17 protein-coding genes are annotated in these 16,294 nt (G+C 65.9%); 5 read left to right on the top strand and 12 right to left on the bottom strand.

Translation table 11 applies throughout. The features are described from left to right. Nucleotides 1-56: 56 nt before the first annotated feature. The 6 genes from D620_RS14380 to tyrS all read right to left on the bottom strand — a co-directional run bounded on the left by D620_RS14380 (nucleotide 57) and on the right by tyrS (nucleotide 5,280). Complete coding sequence (locus D620_RS14380; protein ID WP_017663953.1) at nucleotides 57-560, bottom strand: hypothetical protein; 504 nt, start codon at nucleotides 558-560, stop codon at nucleotides 57-59. Between the two features lie 81 nt (nucleotides 561-641). Then, nucleotides 642-1,220, bottom strand: coding sequence for a dienelactone hydrolase family protein (locus D620_RS0101190; RefSeq protein WP_017663952.1), 579 nt, complete (start codon nucleotides 1,218-1,220; stop codon nucleotides 642-644). 125 nt (nucleotides 1,221-1,345) lie between these two features. Next, complete coding sequence (cysK, locus tag D620_RS0101185) at nucleotides 1,346-2,266, bottom strand: cysteine synthase A (RefSeq protein ID WP_017663951.1); 921 nt, start codon at nucleotides 2,264-2,266, stop codon at nucleotides 1,346-1,348. Continuing rightward, a complete protein-coding gene (locus D620_RS0101180) occupies nucleotides 2,263-3,561 on the bottom strand; it encodes an MFS transporter (protein ID WP_017663950.1) in 1,299 nt (432 codons plus the stop codon). The genes cysK and D620_RS0101180 overlap by 4 nt, the downstream gene beginning before the upstream one ends. Nucleotides 3,562-3,622: 61 nt before the next feature. Then, a complete protein-coding gene (locus tag D620_RS0101175) occupies nucleotides 3,623-3,961 on the bottom strand; it encodes a PilZ domain-containing protein (RefSeq protein ID WP_026091862.1) in 339 nt (112 codons plus the stop codon). Nucleotides 3,962-4,050: 89 nt separating this feature from the next. Continuing rightward, nucleotides 4,051-5,280, bottom strand: a complete 1,230-nt coding sequence (gene tyrS, locus D620_RS0101170) for a tyrosine--tRNA ligase (protein WP_017663948.1) — start codon at nucleotides 5,278-5,280, stop codon at nucleotides 4,051-4,053. 23 nt (nucleotides 5,281-5,303) lie between these two features. Here tyrS and D620_RS0101165 point away from each other — a divergent pair, with 23 nt between their 5' ends. After that, on the top strand, nucleotides 5,304-5,873 hold the full coding sequence (locus D620_RS0101165; protein WP_233991924.1) for a DOMON-like domain-containing protein: 570 nt from the start codon (nucleotides 5,304-5,306) through the stop codon (nucleotides 5,871-5,873). Here the strand turns inward: D620_RS0101165 and D620_RS0101160 are convergent. Next, nucleotides 5,870-6,373, bottom strand: a complete 504-nt coding sequence (locus tag D620_RS0101160) for a TspO/MBR family protein (protein WP_017663946.1) — start codon at nucleotides 6,371-6,373, stop codon at nucleotides 5,870-5,872. The two genes, D620_RS0101165 and D620_RS0101160, sit on opposite strands and share 4 nt — an antisense overlap. 90 nt (nucleotides 6,374-6,463) lie before the next feature. On the opposite strand from D620_RS0101160, the gene D620_RS0101155 reads away from it, so the two are divergent. Further along, complete coding sequence (locus D620_RS0101155; RefSeq protein ID WP_017663945.1) at nucleotides 6,464-7,663, top strand: exo-beta-N-acetylmuramidase NamZ domain-containing protein; 1,200 nt, start codon at nucleotides 6,464-6,466, stop codon at nucleotides 7,661-7,663. A gap of 77 nt (nucleotides 7,664-7,740) precedes the next feature. Continuing rightward, on the top strand, nucleotides 7,741-9,036 hold the full coding sequence (locus D620_RS0101150; protein ID WP_017663944.1) for a spinster family MFS transporter: 1,296 nt from the start codon (nucleotides 7,741-7,743) through the stop codon (nucleotides 9,034-9,036). On the opposite strand, the gene D620_RS0101145 is transcribed toward D620_RS0101150, so the two are convergent. Genes D620_RS0101145 through D620_RS0101135 form a run of 3 tightly spaced genes read right to left on the bottom strand, consistent with a single transcriptional unit; the run spans nucleotide 9,033 to nucleotide 11,424 of the window. Then, nucleotides 9,033-9,866, bottom strand: coding sequence for a DUF817 domain-containing protein (locus tag D620_RS0101145; RefSeq protein WP_017663943.1), 834 nt, complete (start codon nucleotides 9,864-9,866; stop codon nucleotides 9,033-9,035). The genes D620_RS0101150 and D620_RS0101145 overlap by 4 nt on opposite strands. Further along, on the bottom strand, nucleotides 9,863-10,240 hold the full coding sequence (locus tag D620_RS0101140; RefSeq protein ID WP_017663942.1) for a hypothetical protein: 378 nt from the start codon (nucleotides 10,238-10,240) through the stop codon (nucleotides 9,863-9,865). Before D620_RS0101140 ends, D620_RS0101145 begins: the two co-directional genes overlap by 4 nt. Further along, the gene (locus D620_RS0101135) at nucleotides 10,240-11,424 is read right to left on the bottom strand and encodes a vWA domain-containing protein (protein WP_017663941.1); all 1,185 of its coding nucleotides are present in this window, start codon (nucleotides 11,422-11,424) and stop codon (nucleotides 10,240-10,242) included. Before D620_RS0101135 ends, D620_RS0101140 begins: the two co-directional genes overlap by 1 nt. Before the next feature lie 136 nt (nucleotides 11,425-11,560). On the opposite strand from D620_RS0101135, the gene D620_RS0101130 reads away from it, so the two are divergent. After that, nucleotides 11,561-12,961 carry a methyl-accepting chemotaxis protein gene (locus D620_RS0101130; RefSeq protein WP_026091861.1) on the top strand — a complete coding sequence of 467 codons (1,401 nt, stop codon included), beginning with the start codon at nucleotides 11,561-11,563 and terminating at the stop codon, nucleotides 12,959-12,961. A 22-nt stretch (nucleotides 12,962-12,983) separates the two neighbouring features. Here D620_RS0101130 and D620_RS0101125 read toward each other — a convergent pair whose 3' ends face one another. Beyond that, on the bottom strand, nucleotides 12,984-14,066 hold the full coding sequence (locus D620_RS0101125; RefSeq protein WP_017663939.1) for a hypothetical protein: 1,083 nt from the start codon (nucleotides 14,064-14,066) through the stop codon (nucleotides 12,984-12,986). A 164-nt stretch (nucleotides 14,067-14,230) separates the two neighbouring features. Here D620_RS0101125 and D620_RS0101120 point away from each other — a divergent pair, with 164 nt between their 5' ends. Further along, the gene (locus D620_RS0101120; RefSeq protein WP_267878677.1) at nucleotides 14,231-15,175 is read left to right on the top strand and encodes a L,D-transpeptidase family protein; all 945 of its coding nucleotides are present in this window, start codon (nucleotides 14,231-14,233) and stop codon (nucleotides 15,173-15,175) included. Nucleotides 15,176-15,412: 237 nt separating this feature from the next. On the opposite strand, the gene D620_RS0101115 is transcribed toward D620_RS0101120, so the two are convergent. After that, nucleotides 15,413-16,270: an AAA family ATPase gene (locus D620_RS0101115; protein WP_017663937.1), complete on the bottom strand. Its 858-nt coding sequence runs from the start codon at nucleotides 16,268-16,270 to the stop codon at nucleotides 15,413-15,415. Nucleotides 16,271-16,294: the final 24 nt, after the last annotated feature.

Raw genomic sequence — 16,294 nt, 5'->3', positions numbered from 1 at the left:
CGGGCGAGCGCAATGGCTTTCGAGGGCGATCCGGCGGATGACCAGCCGTGCCGAAGCTAGTCGAGCATCCCCATCATGCGCTGCGAGCTCACCTTCATCTTGAGGCTCTTGGCTGCGGGCGATGCAGGCCGCTCCCATTGGCTGGCCGACCGCGCCGAAGCGACGCGGGGGCGGGCGGGCGCAGGGGTTGCCGCGGGACGCTGGGGTGGGGGCGCCGGCTGCGCAGCGCGGACGGGTTCTGGTTCTGGCTCGGGTTCGGGGGCCGCGATCACAGGCTCGGGCTCGGGCACGGGAATGGCGGGCGGCGGAGGTGCGGCGACCACCGGCGGAGGCGGTGCAACAGCGGCAGAAGCGGGGGCGGGGCCCGGCTCGCCATGCGCCTCGCCAAGTCCGATCAGGATTTTCTCGGCCACTTCCTCGATCGAGCCCACCACCAGCAGCGGCTGCCCGCCGACGATGCCGACGCTGGTCTGGCCGTTCTCGGCGGTGCGCAGCCAAGCCACGTTCGAGGCGACAACGAGGTAGTTGCCGCCGCGCGATTCGAGCTTGATGAACTTCATGACCGCCGGTTCCCGCGCAAAGACCTGATCGCTCGCGCAATCTTGTCGCACAGGGTTACGCCAGCAGGGTTAAGGAAAGGGTTATGCGGTCCCCGAAGTGACGCTGTCGATCAGTCCCATGAGCGCGGCCCATGATTGCCGGTCGGCGAGCGGATGATAGGCCGGATTGGGATCGCCTGCGGGGGTGAATGGGTTGGTGAAGCCATGTTCGACACCGGCAAAAGACAGGAACTGCCAGTCCGCGCCGACCCGGTCCATCTCCTCCCAGAAGGCGGTGACGTGCGCGCGGGGCACCAGCGAATCGGCATCGCCATGGCACACCAGCAGGCGCGGCCTGATCGGAGCGGCAGCGGGCAGTGGACTGGCCAGCAGGCCGTGGAAGCTTGCCGCAAGCGCCAGATCGGCGCCGCCGCGGGCCATTTCCAGCACCGCCATCCCGCCAAGGCAGTATCCGATCGCCATCTGCGGGATACCGGGTGCGATCGCCGCCAGCGTGTCGAGGCTCGCCCGCAGCCGCCGCCGCATCGCCAGCGGGTCGGCGGTCAGCGCGTTCATCGCCGCAAGGGCGCTCGCAGCATCATGCGGCGCATCGGGGCCATAGAAGTCGGCGGCCAATGCCATGCACCCCGCATCCGCCAGCGCGCCTGCCTTGGCCGTCACCCCGGGGGGTCGCGTTCATGAAGGTCGGGAACACCGTCACCGCCGCGCGCGCGCGACCCAGCGGCCGCGCCAGCCATCCGGTCAGTTTGGTCCCGCCGTCGGCGTAGTCGATCTGCTCGAGCATCCTACTCGACCGGAAGGAAATCCGGAACCGAGAGATAGCGTTCGCCGGTGTCGTAGTTGAACCCGAGCACCCGCGCGCCCGCAGGGAGATCGCCGAGCTTGCTGGCAATGGCGGCGAGCGTCGCCCCGCTCGAGATGCCGACCAGCATGCCTTCCTCGCGCGCGGCGCGGCGCGCCATGTCCTTGGCCTCCTCCGCATCGACGGTGATTGCGCCGTCGATCGCGTTGGTGTGGAGGTTGCCGGGGATGAACCCTGCGCCGATCCCCTGGATCGGGTGCGGGCCGGGCTGGCCGCCATTGATGACCGGCGAGAGCGCGGGCTCGACGCCATAGGCCTTCATTGCCGGCCAGTGCTTCTTCAATTCCTCGGCGCAGCCCGTAAGGTGCCCGCCGGTGCCGACTCCGGTGATCATCACGTCGATGGGAGCATCGGCGAAATCGGCAAGAATTTCCTGCGCGGTGGTGCGCGCGTGGACGGCGGGGTTGGCGGCGTTGTCGAACTGGCTCGGCATCCACGCGCCCGGCGTGCTCGCGACCAGTTCCATCGCGCGCTCGATCGCGCCCTTCATGCCCTTCTCGCGCGGGGTAAGGTCGAAGCTCGCGCCATAGGCGAGCATCAGCCGGCGGCGCTCGACCGACATCGATTCGGGCATGACCAGCACCAGGCGGTAGCCCTTGACCGCGGCGACCATCGCAAGCCCGATGCCGGTGTTGCCCGAAGTCGGCTCGACGATCGTGCCGCCGGGCTTCAAAGCGCCGCGCGCCTCGGCGTCCTCGACCATGGCGAGCGCGATGCGGTCCTTGATCGAGCCGCCGGGGTTGGCGCGCTCGGACTTCACCCATACCTCGTGATCCGGGAACAGCCGCGCAAGGCGGATGTGCGGGGTGCCGCCGATGGTGGCGAGGATGTTGTCGGCCTTCATGATGATACCTCTTTCTTGAGTTCCTGCGGCTCGAAACTGCGGGCGCGGCGCAGCTCGGGGAAGTACCACGCCCAGACCAATGTCACGATTATCGCACCCGCGCCGCCGAATACAACCGCGCCGACAGCACCCAGCAGCGCTGCGGCGAGCCCCGATTGCATCTCGCCGAGCTCGTTCGAGGCCGAGATCGCAAGTCCCGAGATCGAGGATACCCGCCCGCGCTTGTCGTCGGGGGTGAAAAGCTGGACCAGCGAGCTCCTGATGAACACCGAGACCATGTCGACCGCGCCCATCGCGGCAAGGATCGCCAGCGACACGATGAAGTATCGCGAAAAGGCAAGGGCGATGGTCAGCGCCCAGAAGGCGGCGACCGCCCAGAGCATCTTGACCCCGACCTCGCGCTGCAAGGGCCGGAACGATAGCCACAGCGCCACGCTCGCCGCCCCGAAAGCGGGGGCCGCGCGCATCAGGCCGAGGCCCTCGGGGCCGACGAACAGGATGTCGCGCGCGAAGACCGGCAGCAGCGCGGTCGCACCCGCTAGCAGCACCGCGAAGAGATCGAGCGTGATGCAGCCCAGCAGGAACCGCTCGCGCCAGACATAGACCAGCCCCTCGGCGATCTGCTTCACCGGCTTGAGGCGCGGCCCGTCCTGCCTCGCGCGTACGGGGCGCACTGTGAGGATTAGCAGCATCGAGCAGCCGAGCAGCGCGGCCGAGAGCGCATGCGGCAGCCACTCGGCGCGGGCGAAGATCAGGCCGCCCACCGCCAGTCCGGCGACGCTCGCGGTCTGCCAGGCGATCGAGGACAGCGCGATGGCGCGCGGCAGCAGGGCAGGGGGCACGATATTGGGCGCGATCGCGCTCATCGAAGGGCCGAGGAACACCCTTGCCGCACCGTGCGCTGCGGCAAGCGTGAAGAGGATCGGCAGATCCAGCGCATCGGCCCAGGTCGCCAGCGCCAGCACAACCGCGACAAGCCCGTCGATCCCGTTGGCGAAAGCCGCGACATGGCGCCGGTCGAAACGGTCGGCGGCAAGCCCTGCAACCGGCGTGAGCAGGAACAGGGGCACGAACTGCGCCAATCCGAGGAGGCCGAGCTGGAACGAGGCCTCGGCAACGCTCATCCCGTAATCGTCACGCGCCACGGCGTAGAGCTGGTAGCCGAGCAGCACCACCATCGACATGGTCGCAAACACGCCCATGAAGCGTGCCAGCCAATAGCGCCGGTAATCGCCGATATGGAGCGGGGAGGCGGGAACGGGGGCAGTCACGGCATCGGTCACGCTGCGCGCCATGGCAGGCGGCAGACGCTCTGCCAAGCAGGCGAAACTTGCGCCCCTGCGACTTTATGTTGGCTCAGCGCGTACGGCGCAGGCGCGGATTGGGCTGGAGCTCGTCGATGATGGCGACGAAATCGTCGAGCCGGATGATGCGTTCGAACTGAAAGCCGGCACGGTTGTCGCGGGTCCAGATCACATAGGCCTCGATCCGGCCGACGATCGGCAGGCGGATAATGATGCGGTCGCCGCGCTGGAGCTGCCCGCCATCGTCGACCATGAAGCCGTGAGCGGAAAGGTTGCAGATGTGCAGGTGCAGGTCGCCATACGCGAAATGCTCGACGATTGCCGGAAAATCCACCGGGTGACGCGCCGCACGGCGCATGTCGGTTACGCTGAGATTAGCTCCACCTGTCACGTAGCGCGATCCTTCCCTCCGTCTGGGTCACAGACAAGGGAAATGCCGCAGAAAGGCTGACAATTGGTAAAGGAACCGCGCCTCAGGGATTAGCGCGTGACAAGAGCATGGCGTTTCTTGCCGAGGCTGAGGCGCAGAGTCTCGCCCGCTTGCGGAAGAACCAGCTGCGCCGGATCGCTCACGGTCTCGCCCTCGAGCTTCACCGCGCCCTCGGCAACCTTGCGCTTGGCCTCGCCATTCGAGGCGGTAAGGCCGACTTCGGTGAGGAGCGCGGCAAGGCGCACGCCTTCAGGTCCGGTGGCGATCGCTGGAAGGTCTTCTCCCGCGCCCGATCCGGCGAAGGTTTCGCGCGCGGTGGCCTCGGCACGGGTCGCGGCGCCGCTGCCCCGCACGAGGCCGGTAACCGCGTTGGCAAGCACCACCTTGGCGGCGTTTATCTCCGCGCCTTCCAGTGCTTCGAGGCGGCTGATCTCATCGAGGGGCAGGTCGGTGAAGAGGCGCAGAAAGCGGCCCACGTCAGCGTCATCGACGTTGCGCCAGTATTGCCAGAAATCATACGCCGGGAGCTGATCCTCGTTGAGCCATACCGCGCCGGCCGCGGTCTTGCCCATCTTCGCCCCGCTCGCGGTGGTCAAAAGCGGCGTGGTGAGGCCGAACAGTTCGGTTCCGTCGATCCGCCGGCCGAGTTCGATCCCGTTGACGATATTGCCCCACTGGTCCGACCCGCCCATCTGCAAGCGAACATCAAGTTCCTTTGACAAGTGTCTGAAATCGTATCCTTGCAGGATCATATAGTTGAATTCGAGAAAGGTCATCGGCTGTTCGCGCTCGAGCCGCAGCCTGACGGAGTCGAAGGTCAGCATGCGGTTGATCGTGAAGTGCGTGCCGACTTCCTGGAGCAGCTGGATGTAGCCGAGCTGGCCCAGCCAGTCATGGTTGTTGACCATCACCGCATCGGTCGGACCATCGCCGAATACCAGAAGCTTGTCGAAGACAGTGAAGATCGAGCGGATGTTTGCCTCGATCGTCTCGTCGGTGAGCATCTTGCGGCTCTCGTCGCGCCCGGTGGGGTCGCCGATCCGCGTCGTGCCGCCGCCCATCACCACCACCGGCTTGTGCCCGCTCTGCTGCAAGCGGCGCAGCATCATGATCTGGACGAGGCTGCCGATGTGGAGCGAAGGCGCGGTCGCGTCAAAGCCGATATAGCCGGGCACCACCTGCCTTGCGGCAAGTGCATCGAGGCCCGCCGCGTCGGTCATCTGGTGGATGTAGCCGCGCTCTTCGAGCAGGCGCAGGAGGTCGGATTCGTAGGTGCTCATGGCCAGCGCCCCTAACAGGGCGCTTGCGCGACGGGAAGTGGCTTGCCGGGGGCGGGAGGAACGGCCACACCGGGTGGATGCACCCGCTGATGCTCCATGTCGCCTGCGACCTCGGCCCGGTCCGCGCCGTCACCGCCTCGGTCACCGCCACAAGCCAAGGCTGCGAGGCGGAATTCCGGCTCGACGGGGCGATCGCGGGGATCACCGTGCCGCCTGCCGCCGCACCCGGCCGGCGCGACAACCTGTGGCAGACGACCTGCTTCGAGATCTTCTGGCAGCCGCTGGGAGACACACAATATCGCGAGTTCAACCTCTCGCCTTCGGGGCAGTGGGCGGCTTACGACTTCGATTCCTTCCGCCAAGGGATGCGCGATGCGCCAGTCCATGCAATTGCACTGGCCTGTTCGCACGACGATGGCAGTCTTGTGCTCAGGGCCCGCATCGCGGCCGATCTGCCCGTGCCCGCGCAGGTCGCACTCAATGCGGTGGTCGAACATGCCGACGGCACCAGGCAATACTGGGCGCTCGCCTTTCCCCCCGGCCAGCCCGAGTTCCATTCGGAAGCCAACCGCGCGCTGATTATCGAGCGTTAACCCGTCGGAGCTGCGGTCACGAAGGGGCGGTTCAACTGCACGATCTTCCAGTTGAGCACGAAGGCAAAGCTCACCCAGATGAAATAGGGGACGTTCAGCCAGCCCGCAAAGGCGTTGCCCACCAAGCGCGGCAGCACCACCATCAGCGCCACCACCGAAAGCCACAGGAAGACATTCTCGGCGAGCGCCCAGTCGGGTCGCTTCAGCTTGAAGAACAGCGGCGACCACATGAAATGGAGCGTGAAATTGGCGATGAACAGCGCCCAGACCGCAATCCGCGCCTCGGGCGTGGGGGCCTCGGTGAGGCCGATGTAGAAGCTCCACCCCGCCAGGGCGAGGATGACCGTCCAGGCCGGGCCGAACAGCCAGTCGGGCGGTTGCCATGGCGGCTTGCGAAGGTCGCGATACCACTGGCCGATCTCGGTCAGCGCGCCGCCCGCACCGCCGAGGATGATTGCCCAGCCAGCGGCAATGGCTGCGGGTGTCCAGTCGATGTCCATGGGCACCTAACTGGCACACGGCGGACAATGTTCCCAGCCCTCATTCCCAAGGATTGCCTTTGCGCAGGCGATGTTCCATCGCTGATGCCCATGATGAACGGTATCGACCGGTTGCTCGCCGACCCCGAACTCCTCGCCCGATTGAAGGACCGCCGCGTTGCGCTGGTCGCGCACCCTGGGAGCGTGACCGCAGATCTGACCCACAGCCTCGATGCGCTGATTGCGGCAGGCGTACAGGTGAACAGCGCCTTCGGCCCGCAGCACGGCCTCAAGGGCGACAAGCAGGACAACATGGTCGAGACCGCGGACGAGATGGACCCGCGCTACGGCATCCCGATCTTTTCGCTCTATGGCGAGGTGCGCCGCCCGACGGGGCGGATGATGTCGAGCGCCGATGTGTTCCTGTTCGACCTTCAGGACTTGGGCTGCCGGATCTACACCTTCGTGACCACGCTGCTGTATCTGCTCGAGGAAGCGGCCAAGGCCGGCAAGGAGGTATGGGTGCTTGATCGCCCCAACCCTGCCGGGCGCCCGGTCGAAGGGTTGATGCTCCTGCGCGGACAGGAGAGTTTTGTCGGCGCCGCGCCGATGCCGATGCGCCACGGCCTCACCATGGGCGAGATGGGCCACTGGTTCATCGCGCATTTCGGTCTCGACGTCGCCTACACAGTGGTGGCGATGGAGGGCTGGCGTCCCGATGATGCCGACGGCTTCGGGTGGCCGGCGTCACGCCTGTGGATCAATCCCTCGCCCAATGCGGCCAACCTCAACATGGCGCGGGCCTATGCTGGCACGGTGATGCTGGAGGGCACGACGCTGTCCGAAGGGCGGGGCACGACGCGGCCGCTCGAAGTGCTGTTCGGCGCTCCGGATATTGACGCGGGCGCGGTGCTGAAGGTGATGAACACGCTCGCGCCCGAGTGGCTGGCGGGCTGCGCCATCCGCGAATGCTGGTTCGAGCCGACCTTCCACAAGCACCAAGGAATGCTCTGCAATGCATTGATGATTCATGCAGAAGGGTCTTTCTACAACCACGACAGCTTCAAGCCCTGGCGGCTACAGGCGCTCGCCTTCAAGGCGATCCGGATGCTCTATCCCGATTACCCGCTGTGGCGCGATTTTCCGTACGAGTACGAAGTCACCCGCCTCGCGATCGACGTGATCAACGGCGGGCCGGGCTTGCGCGAATGGGTCGACGACCCCGCCGCGCGCCCTGCCGATCTCGACACGGTGACGTCACACGACGAGGCGGCATGGATTGCCGAGGTGCGGCATCACCTGCTTTATTGAAAGTGACGTCATGACGCCGCAGCGCGCATGACAAGCGGATGGCGGAACACCTGCCACCGATGGGAGAGAGACAGAGAATGGCAACCGCGGCAGCGAGCGGGACCGGCGTGCAATCGGCAAGGCTGACCTTGTGGATCCTGCTCACGGTCTATGTTTTCAATTTCATCGACCGCCAGATCGTCAACATCCTTGCCGAGCCGATCGCGCGCGATCTCGACCTTTCCGACACCCAGATCGGGCTGATGACGGGGCTGGCCTTCGCCTTGTTCTACACAGTGCTGGGCATTCCCATCGCCCGTTTCGCCGACCGCGAGACGACGAGCCGCCCGCAGCTCATCGCCGTGGCGCTCGCGCTGTGGTCGGGGATGACCGCGCTGTGCGGCCTCGCGCAGAATTTCTGGCAATTGCTGCTCGCCCGGATCGGGGTCGGAGTGGGGGAGGCGGGCTGCACGCCGCCTGCGCATTCGCTGATCAGCGACATGGTGCCCCCTGAAAAGCGCGCCTCGGCGCTGGCCTTCTATTCGCTGGGTATTCCGGTCGGATCGCTGCTGGGGATGGTGATCGGCGGGCTGCTCGCCGACTTTCTCGGATGGCGCGAAGCCTTCGTGGTGGTGGGACTTCCCGGCGTCGTGCTGTCGCTGGTCGTGTGGTTCGGCTTGCGCGACCCGCGCCGTTCTGACGCCGCGGCGGTGTTGCGCGCCAAGAGCCAGCCTGCCGCGCTGCCGCTCGGGAAAGCGGTGGCCGAAGTCATGCGCTCGCGCGCTTTCGTGCTGCTGGTCTGCGCGGGCTCGGCGGCGTCATTCCTGTCTTACGGCAAAACCACCTGGACCACGATCTTCTTCCAGCGCACCCATGACCTGTCACCGGGGGAGGTGGGGCTGTCCTTCGGCCTCTTGGGCGGCGCTGCGGGGATCCTCGGCACATGGGCGGGTGGCTATCTCGCCGACCGGTTCGGCGCGACAAACCGCCGCCACGTGCTGAGCGCGCCTGCGATCGGGATGGCGCTGGCGGTGCCGCTCGCGATTGCCGCCTATCACGCGCCGACCTGGCCGCTGGCGCTGGTGCTGCTGTTCCTGCCGACGGTGTTCAACTCGCTCTACTACGGGCCGTGCTATTCGGCGGCGCAAGGCCTTGTCCCGCTGCGGGCGAGGGCGATTGCGGCGGCGAGCCTGCTGTTTTTCCAGAACCTCATCGGGCTGGGCCTCGGACCGCTGTTCTTCGGGATGCTGTCGGACTGGCTGCAACCCGTCTACGGCGCGGATAGCGTGCGCTACGTGCTCTACGGCGCGGCGGTGCTGGGGCTGGTGCCGGCGTTCTTCTTCTGGCGGTGCAGCCTGCATCTGGATGCGGAGCTGGATCAAAAGGGCGCCTAGTCCGGCTCCCGCACGGGCTGCACCATCGTCACCAGCACGAAGCTGATCAGCATCAGCAGGTACCAGCTGCCATACTTGGCGAGGCTGACCATCTTCCACTCCTTCTCCTGCCCGGGATAGTTCCAGGCATTGGCGAAGGTGGCGATGTTCTCGGCAAACCAGATGAACAATGCGACGAGGCCGAAGCCGACCAGAAGCGGCATCCAGCGATGGACGCGCCAGTTCATGAAGTGGACGCGGGTGCGCCAGAAGATCGCAGCCGTGGCGGCAAACAGTCCCCAGCGGATGTCCAAGACGTAATGGTGGGTGAAGAAGTTGGCATAGATCGCCGCCGCCAAGGCCCATGTCGTCCATGCGGGCGGATAGTGGCTGAAGCGGAAGTCGAAGATCCGCCACACCCGCGCGATGTAGCTGCCGACGGCGGCATACATGAAGCCAGAGAACAACGGCACCGCGCCGATATGCAGCACGCTCGCCTCGGGATAGGTCCATGATCCGGCCACCGTCTTGAACAGCTCCATCACCGTGCCGACGACGTGGAAGATGAGGATGACGCGAGCTTCTCGCCATGTCTCGAGCCGGAAGGCGAGCATTGCGGCTTGGATGGCGATGGCGGCGAGGGTCAGGAAGTCATAGCGGTGAAGGGCTGCGCGGTCGGGATAGAACAGGTGCGTGCCGAGCAGCAGCGCGAGCAGCAATCCGCCGAACAGGCACGCCCATCCCTGCTTGAAGCCGAACAGCAGGAATTCGTAGAGCCATAGCCGCCAGCCCGTGCCCGGGTCGAACGCCTCGAGCCGGAGGCGGATCGCCTCGAAGCGGGTGTGGTTCACGCCCTGCGCAGCCGTGCGCCGATGAGCACCGCCGGGACAATCGATCCGATGAAGGCGATGTGATACCACAGCGGGAAGGATGACCAGATCGGCTCGTTCAGGTGGACCGTGCCGCCGAGCAGCAACAGCACGCCTGCGGCGATGATTGCGGCGAGATGCTTCACTCGCGAAATGGCGGCGACGAGATAACCCGACCCGAGCAGAGCCGCGGCGCCCATGCACAGCCGCAGGATCATCATGCCAGAGGAAAAGCTGTTCGTGGGGAAGGCCTCGCCATAGGCCGGCCAGACCAACATCGCGCCGCGGTTGATGAGCGAGACGAACAGGGCAAAGAACACCACCCCGGCGACCACCGCGGCCAACAGGCGCCTCATCAAGCCCCGTGCTTCCGCGACAGCTCCCGCATCGCGTCATCCAGCCCTTCGAGCGTCAGCGGATACATCCGGTCGCCGACCAGCTGCTTGATCATCTTGGTCGACTGCGAATAGCCCCACTGCTTTTCGGGCACGGGGTTGAGCCACACGGTCGCGGGGTAGGTGTTGGCGACGCGCTGGAGCCACACCGCGCCCGCTTCCTCGTTCATGTGTTCGACCGAGCCGCCCGGATGGGTGATCTCGTAGGGACTCATCGCCGCATCGCCCACGAACACGATCTTGTAATCGTGGCCGTATTTGTGGAGAACATCCCAGGTCTTGGTGCGTTCCTGCCAGCGGCGCTTATTGTCCTTCCACACGCCTTCATACAGGCAGTTGTGGAAGTAGAAGAATTCGAGGTTCTTGAACTCCGCTGTGGCGGCGCTGAACAGTTCTTCCACCAGCTTGATGAAGGGGTCCATCGACCCGCCGACATCGAGGAACAGCAGCAGTTTGACGGCATTCCTGCGTTCGGGCCGCATCCTGATATCGAGCCAGCCCTGCTTGGCGGTGCCTTCGATGGTGCCGGGAATGTCCAATTCGTCCGCTGCGCCTTCGCGGGCGAAGCGGCGCAGACGCCGCAAGGCCATCTTGATGTTGCGGGTGCCGAGTTCCTTGGTGTTGTCGAGGTTCTTGAACTCGCGCTTTTCCCACACCTTGACCGCGCGGCCGTGCTTGGCCTCACCGCCGATGCGCACGCCTTCGGGGTTGTAGCCCGAATTGCCGAAGGGCGAGGTGCCCCCCGTGCCGATCCACTTGTTGCCGCCCTGGTGGCGCTTTTCCTGTTCCTCGAGCCGCTTCTTGAGCGTCTCCATGATCTCGTCCCAGTCACCCAGCGACTTGATCTTCTCCATCTCCTCGAGCGTCAGGAACTTCTCGGCGACCGCCTTCAGCCAGTCCTCGGGGATGTCGACCGGGTTCTGGCCGTAATCGGTCATGATCCCCTTGAAGACCTTCTGGAACACCTGGTCGAAGCGATCGAGCAGCCCTTCGTCCTTCACGAAGGTTGCGCGGGACAGGTAATAGAAGGCCTCGGGCGTCTGCTCGATCACGTCCTTGTCGAGCGCCTCAAGCAAGGTGAGGTGCTCTTTGAAGGAGGCGCCGATCCCGGCGGCGCGAAGCTCGTCGACGAAATTGAAGAACATGGGTGAACGCTTAACCCGCGCCCGCGCGCCTGACCAGTCCCCATTCTTGCGAGGGCGACAGGGCAAATCTTAACCGCTTGCTTACCATCATCTGCCTAGTGTCCCGCAGACCATGCAACAGGGCCGCGAACCGCATATGAATTCTCTCGCCATCGATACCGCCAATGCCCATGCCTTGGGGATGATCCCCGAGAGCTGCGGGGCGGTGACTGTCGGCTGCACCGATGTGGCAGGCGTCGTCGAAGCGGTAATCGCCTCGTCCAAAACGCTGCGGTCCGAGCACGAGGCACTGGCCGAGACCGTGCGCGCGCTGGAGGCCGACCAGACCAAGGTTGCCGAAGCCTCCGACGAGGCGCGCCTGCTGTCCGAACGGGCGATCGAGCGCCTGTCCGAAGGCACGGCGCTGATCCAGTCCTCGCTGGGCCAGATCGCCTCGCTGATCGAACTGGTCGACACCTTGGGGCAGCATGTCACCAGCTTCTCGGCCGCGATGGAGCAGGTGCGCCGCAGTGCGCATGACATCGGCGAGATTGCCGAGACGACCAACATCCTTGCCTTGAACGCCACGATCGAGGCGATGCGGGCAGGCGATGCCGGCCGCACCTTCGCGGTGGTTGCAAGCGAGGTGAAGAGCCTTGCCAACGACACCCGCAAGGCGACCGAGGAAATCGCCCACACCATCGACGCGCTGGGCGGCGAGGCCGAGGTGGTGATCGGGCGGATCGAGGCGGGTTCAAAGGCCAGCGGCGAGGCGCGCGCTTCTGTCGCGCGGATCGAGAGCACCATCGCCAATGTCGGCGCGCTGGTGGAAGAGGTCGACAAGCAGAACGACGTCATCGCCCGCTCCACCGGCACGATCAGCAGCCATGTGGACAAGGTCCAGCGCGTGCTGACCGGCTTCGATGCCGCCGCACGGTCCAATGAGGACCGGCTCCACGGCGCGCACCGCAAGATGGAAGAGCTGGAGATTACCGCCTCCGAGATGTTCGACCGCATTGTCCACGCGGGCCTGAGCCCCGAGGACAGCGCCATGGTCGCAATGGCTCAGGCGATGGTGCAGGAGCTGGGCCAGCACACCGAAGCGGCGCTGGCGCGCGGTGCGATAACCATCGCCGCGCTGTTCGATACCGATTACCAGAGCGTGCCGGGGACCAATCCGCCGCTGTTTCGCACCCGCCTGACGGATTGGGCCCATGCCGAATGGCGCCCCTTCCTCGACCGCGGCAAGGCGAGCGATCCGCGCGTGCTGGCCGCCGCCTGCACCGACATGAACGGGTTTCTGCCGACCCACCTTTCCGAACGCAGCCGCACCCCGACCGGCGATCTCAACCACGACACCCAGTTCTGCCGCAATGGCCGCATCATGCTCGAGGCGATCGACCGCAAGGCCAAGGTTTCCTCCGCGCCCTACATGATGGCGGTCTACCGCCAGGAGGGCGACGGCGACAGCTACGTGGTGGTGCGCAACGTCTACGTCCCGCTCTATTTCGGCGGTCGGCGTTGGGGCGACTTCGAGCTGGCCTACAGCTTCGACTGATCCACCCGGCTTCGCACAGGGGTCACTTGCCCGTCACCATGATCGTCGTGCCCTTGTTCTCGGCGAGCAGGCCGGCCGAGAAGACCGGGCTGACCTTGCCCGGCAGGCCCAGCGCCTGCTCGGGGGTGGGAAGCCTGTCGAAGGGCGGGTAGACCTGCTCGGTTACACCGTTCGACTGGGTCACGAGGAAGCCCTTGGACGGCTTCATCAAGGGCCCTGCATCATAGCCCGCGACCGACAGACTGGTGCCGGTGTCGCCAAGCGCGATCAGATAGGTCTCGGCTATGCCCTCGCGCCGGTAAATGCCATATTGCGGCTGCGATCCGGCGTCGCGGCACCACACCGGATCGGCGGCGCCATCGGCCACCGACACTCCGGTCTCGGCCAACTCCTCGCTGGCTCCGCCGAGCAGCCCGCCGATCATGATCGAGCCCGTCACGTCGAGCTCTACCAGCCTGGCCTTCTTCCCCGGCTTCATCGGCGCGGCGCAATCGCGCAGCTCGGCGAAGGCAGGGGCTGGGCGGGTGGCGGCGGGCAATGTCACTGCGGCGATGAACTGGCTCATCCGCGCCTCCAGGGTGGCAGCATCCAGGGTTTTGGAGCTCATCCGCAGCTTCACCAGCCAGCCATCGTGAAGCCAGATTGCCAGCCCGCTCGAGGTGAGTTCGCCCTTGGTCGGCGTGACGATCCTGAGACCGCTCTTGTCGCCCGCGCCTGCGGGCGGGGTGAAGCGCACGATGCTGACCGCGTTCGCATCGACATCGCCGAGCATCGGGTTGGCAAACATGCCCGCTGCCGCGCGATCGCCCAACACCGCGACCGAGGCAGGCGCGGCGCGATAGATGTAGAGGTCCGCCCAGCTGCGGCTCTGCGGATCGCGGAAGTTGATGCCGATATTGTAGCCCTCCGCATCGAACTGCTTGCTGTCGCCGCGCGTGAAACCGGCGAGAACGGCGGAAAGGGTCAGCCCGCTGCGGTCGTGGCGCCAGGTCGCAGCGGGGCGTTCCGGGGCAGCCTGTTCCTGCGCGGCGAGCGGCACCGAGGCTCCGGTCCACGCCGCAGAAGCGAGCGCTGCCGATGCAACGAAGCGATTGAATGCAAACATGATGTCCCTCTCTTGTCGGTTGCATCATAAGCCTGGGCCTGTGTTAGGCAAGAGGGCGCGCGCCCGGTCCGATATGCGCAAGGCCCCTGCCAGGGGCGAACGGGTCTTGCCCGGAAATTCGCAACCGCTTAACCGTTAACTCTTCGGATTAACGGAGGTGCGCAGTGCGGCGCTTGCGGCTCTATAGTGTCTGGCTGCTGCCTGCCGCGCTTCTGGCATTGGCGAGCCTTGCCGCCGTTGTTGCAACAGGCGGCGCCTCGCCAGTGAGCGCGCCCGCATTTGCGGCCGAACAGGTAGCGGCCGATCCGGTACCGGCCGTTGCGCCGCCGCTCTCAAGGACGGTGGGGCAGGTGCTCCAGAGCGGCGTCGTCATCACCGTCAGCCTCAAAACGCAGCAAATGCACGTGTTCCGGGACGGCGTGTTGTGGCGGTCGAGCCCGGTCTCCACCGGCAAACGCGGGAAGCGGACGCCGACCGGCACTTTCGCGATCCTTCAGAAGAAGCGCTACCACCGCTCGAACCTCTACAGCAACGCGCCGATGCCGTGGATGCAGCGCCTGACGTGGAGCGGGATCGCGATCCATGCCGGACGTCTGCCCGGCTATCCGGCCTCGCACGGCTGCATCCGCATCCCCGCCGCTTTCGCCGCCGAACTGTTCAAGATCACCGGGCCGACGACGACCGCGGTCATCGTGACCGATGAGCCACTTGCGGATGGCGGGGCGGCGCTGGCGCTGGCGCAGCGCAGCGACGCCGTGGTGCCGATCGCGCCGGCGCTGCTACAGCGCGAGCGCCCGGCGCTGGCTGCCGCTGCACCGACTGGTCCCGCGCCGCGCTTGCCCGCGGCCCGGACCATCCCCGTATCGCCAACCGGCGTTGCCGGGCAGCAGACGATCCAGCTCGCCGCCGCGCTTTCGGCGGCGGAGGCGGCGGCGCAGTGGGAGACGCTCACAGCGCAGCGCCCCGTGCTGAAGGGCATGCGGATGGCGGTCATCCCGGCGATGGTGAACGGCAAGCAATACTACCGATTGCGCGCCTCGGCCCCCGATGCCCACGCGACCTGCAAAGCACTGAAACGCGCCGGGATCGCCTGCTTTCCGGTGATCTAGGCAGCGCACGGCCCTGAACTGCGGGCGCGCCGGGGTCTGGGCGAAGGCCCTGGCCGCGCAAGGCGGGCAGAACCCTTGAGCCCCGCGGGTGCCCAAATCCGCCCGCCAGCCTACCGGATGCAGCTTGCCCGCAAAGCGGACGGCATCGGCATGGAAGATAGCATTGTTGGCGGCGTTACCCGCAGCAATCTGCCGGTGCCGGCGACATCAGCACTGACGCACGGCGACCGGCTCGCCTCAGCTCGGGTTCCGCCGCGCCATGAAAGCGAGGCGTTCAAACAGCATGATGTCCTGCTCGTTCTTGAGCAGCGCCCCGTGCAGCGGCGGGATCGCGCTTGCCGGATTGCTGTTTTGCAGCACGTCGAGCGGCATGTCCTCGTTCAGCAGCAGCTTGAGCCAGTCGAGCAGTTCGGAGGTCGAGGGCTTCTTCTTGAGGCCCGGCACTTCGCGCAGGTCGTAGAAGATGTCCATCGCCTTCTTCACCAGCGTCTTCTGGATGCCGGGGAAGTGGACGTCGATGATGTCCTGCATCGTCTCGCGGTCGGGGAACTTGATGTAGTGGAAGAAGCAGCGCCGCAGGAAGGCGTCGGGCAGCTCCTTCTCGTTGTTCGAGGTGATGACGACGATCGGGCGTTCCTTGGCAGCGATCCTCTCTTGCGTCTCGTAAACGTCGAAGCTCATCCGGTCGAGCTCCTGGAGGAGGTCGTTGGGGAACTCGATGTCGGCCTTGTCGATCTCGTCGATCAGCAGGACCGGAAGCTGGGGCGAAGTGAAGGCCTCCCACAGCTTGCCCTTCTTGATGTAGTTGCGGATGTCGTGGACGCGTTCTTCGCCCAGCTGGCCGTCGCGCAGGCGGGCGACCGCGTCATATTCGTAGAGGCCCTGCTGCGCCTTGGTGGTGGACTTGATGTTCCATTCGATCAGCGGCGCGCCCAGCGCCTTCGAAATCTCGTGGGCCAGCACGGTCTTGCCGGTGCCGGGCTCACCCTTGACCAGCAGCGGGCGGCGCAGGGTGACGGCGGCATTGACCGCGACCTTCAGATCCTCGGTCGCGATATAGGACTTGGTGCCTTCGAAACGCTGCTGCTCGCTCATCGGGTTTCCTTTGGGGACTTAATT

This window comes from Porphyrobacter sp. AAP82 (assembly GCF_000331285.1).
GTDB lineage: Bacteria > Pseudomonadota > Alphaproteobacteria > Sphingomonadales > Sphingomonadaceae > Erythrobacter.
Note: the sequence above shows the minus strand (reverse complement) of the source record. Positions and strands in the feature narration are given on the sequence as shown.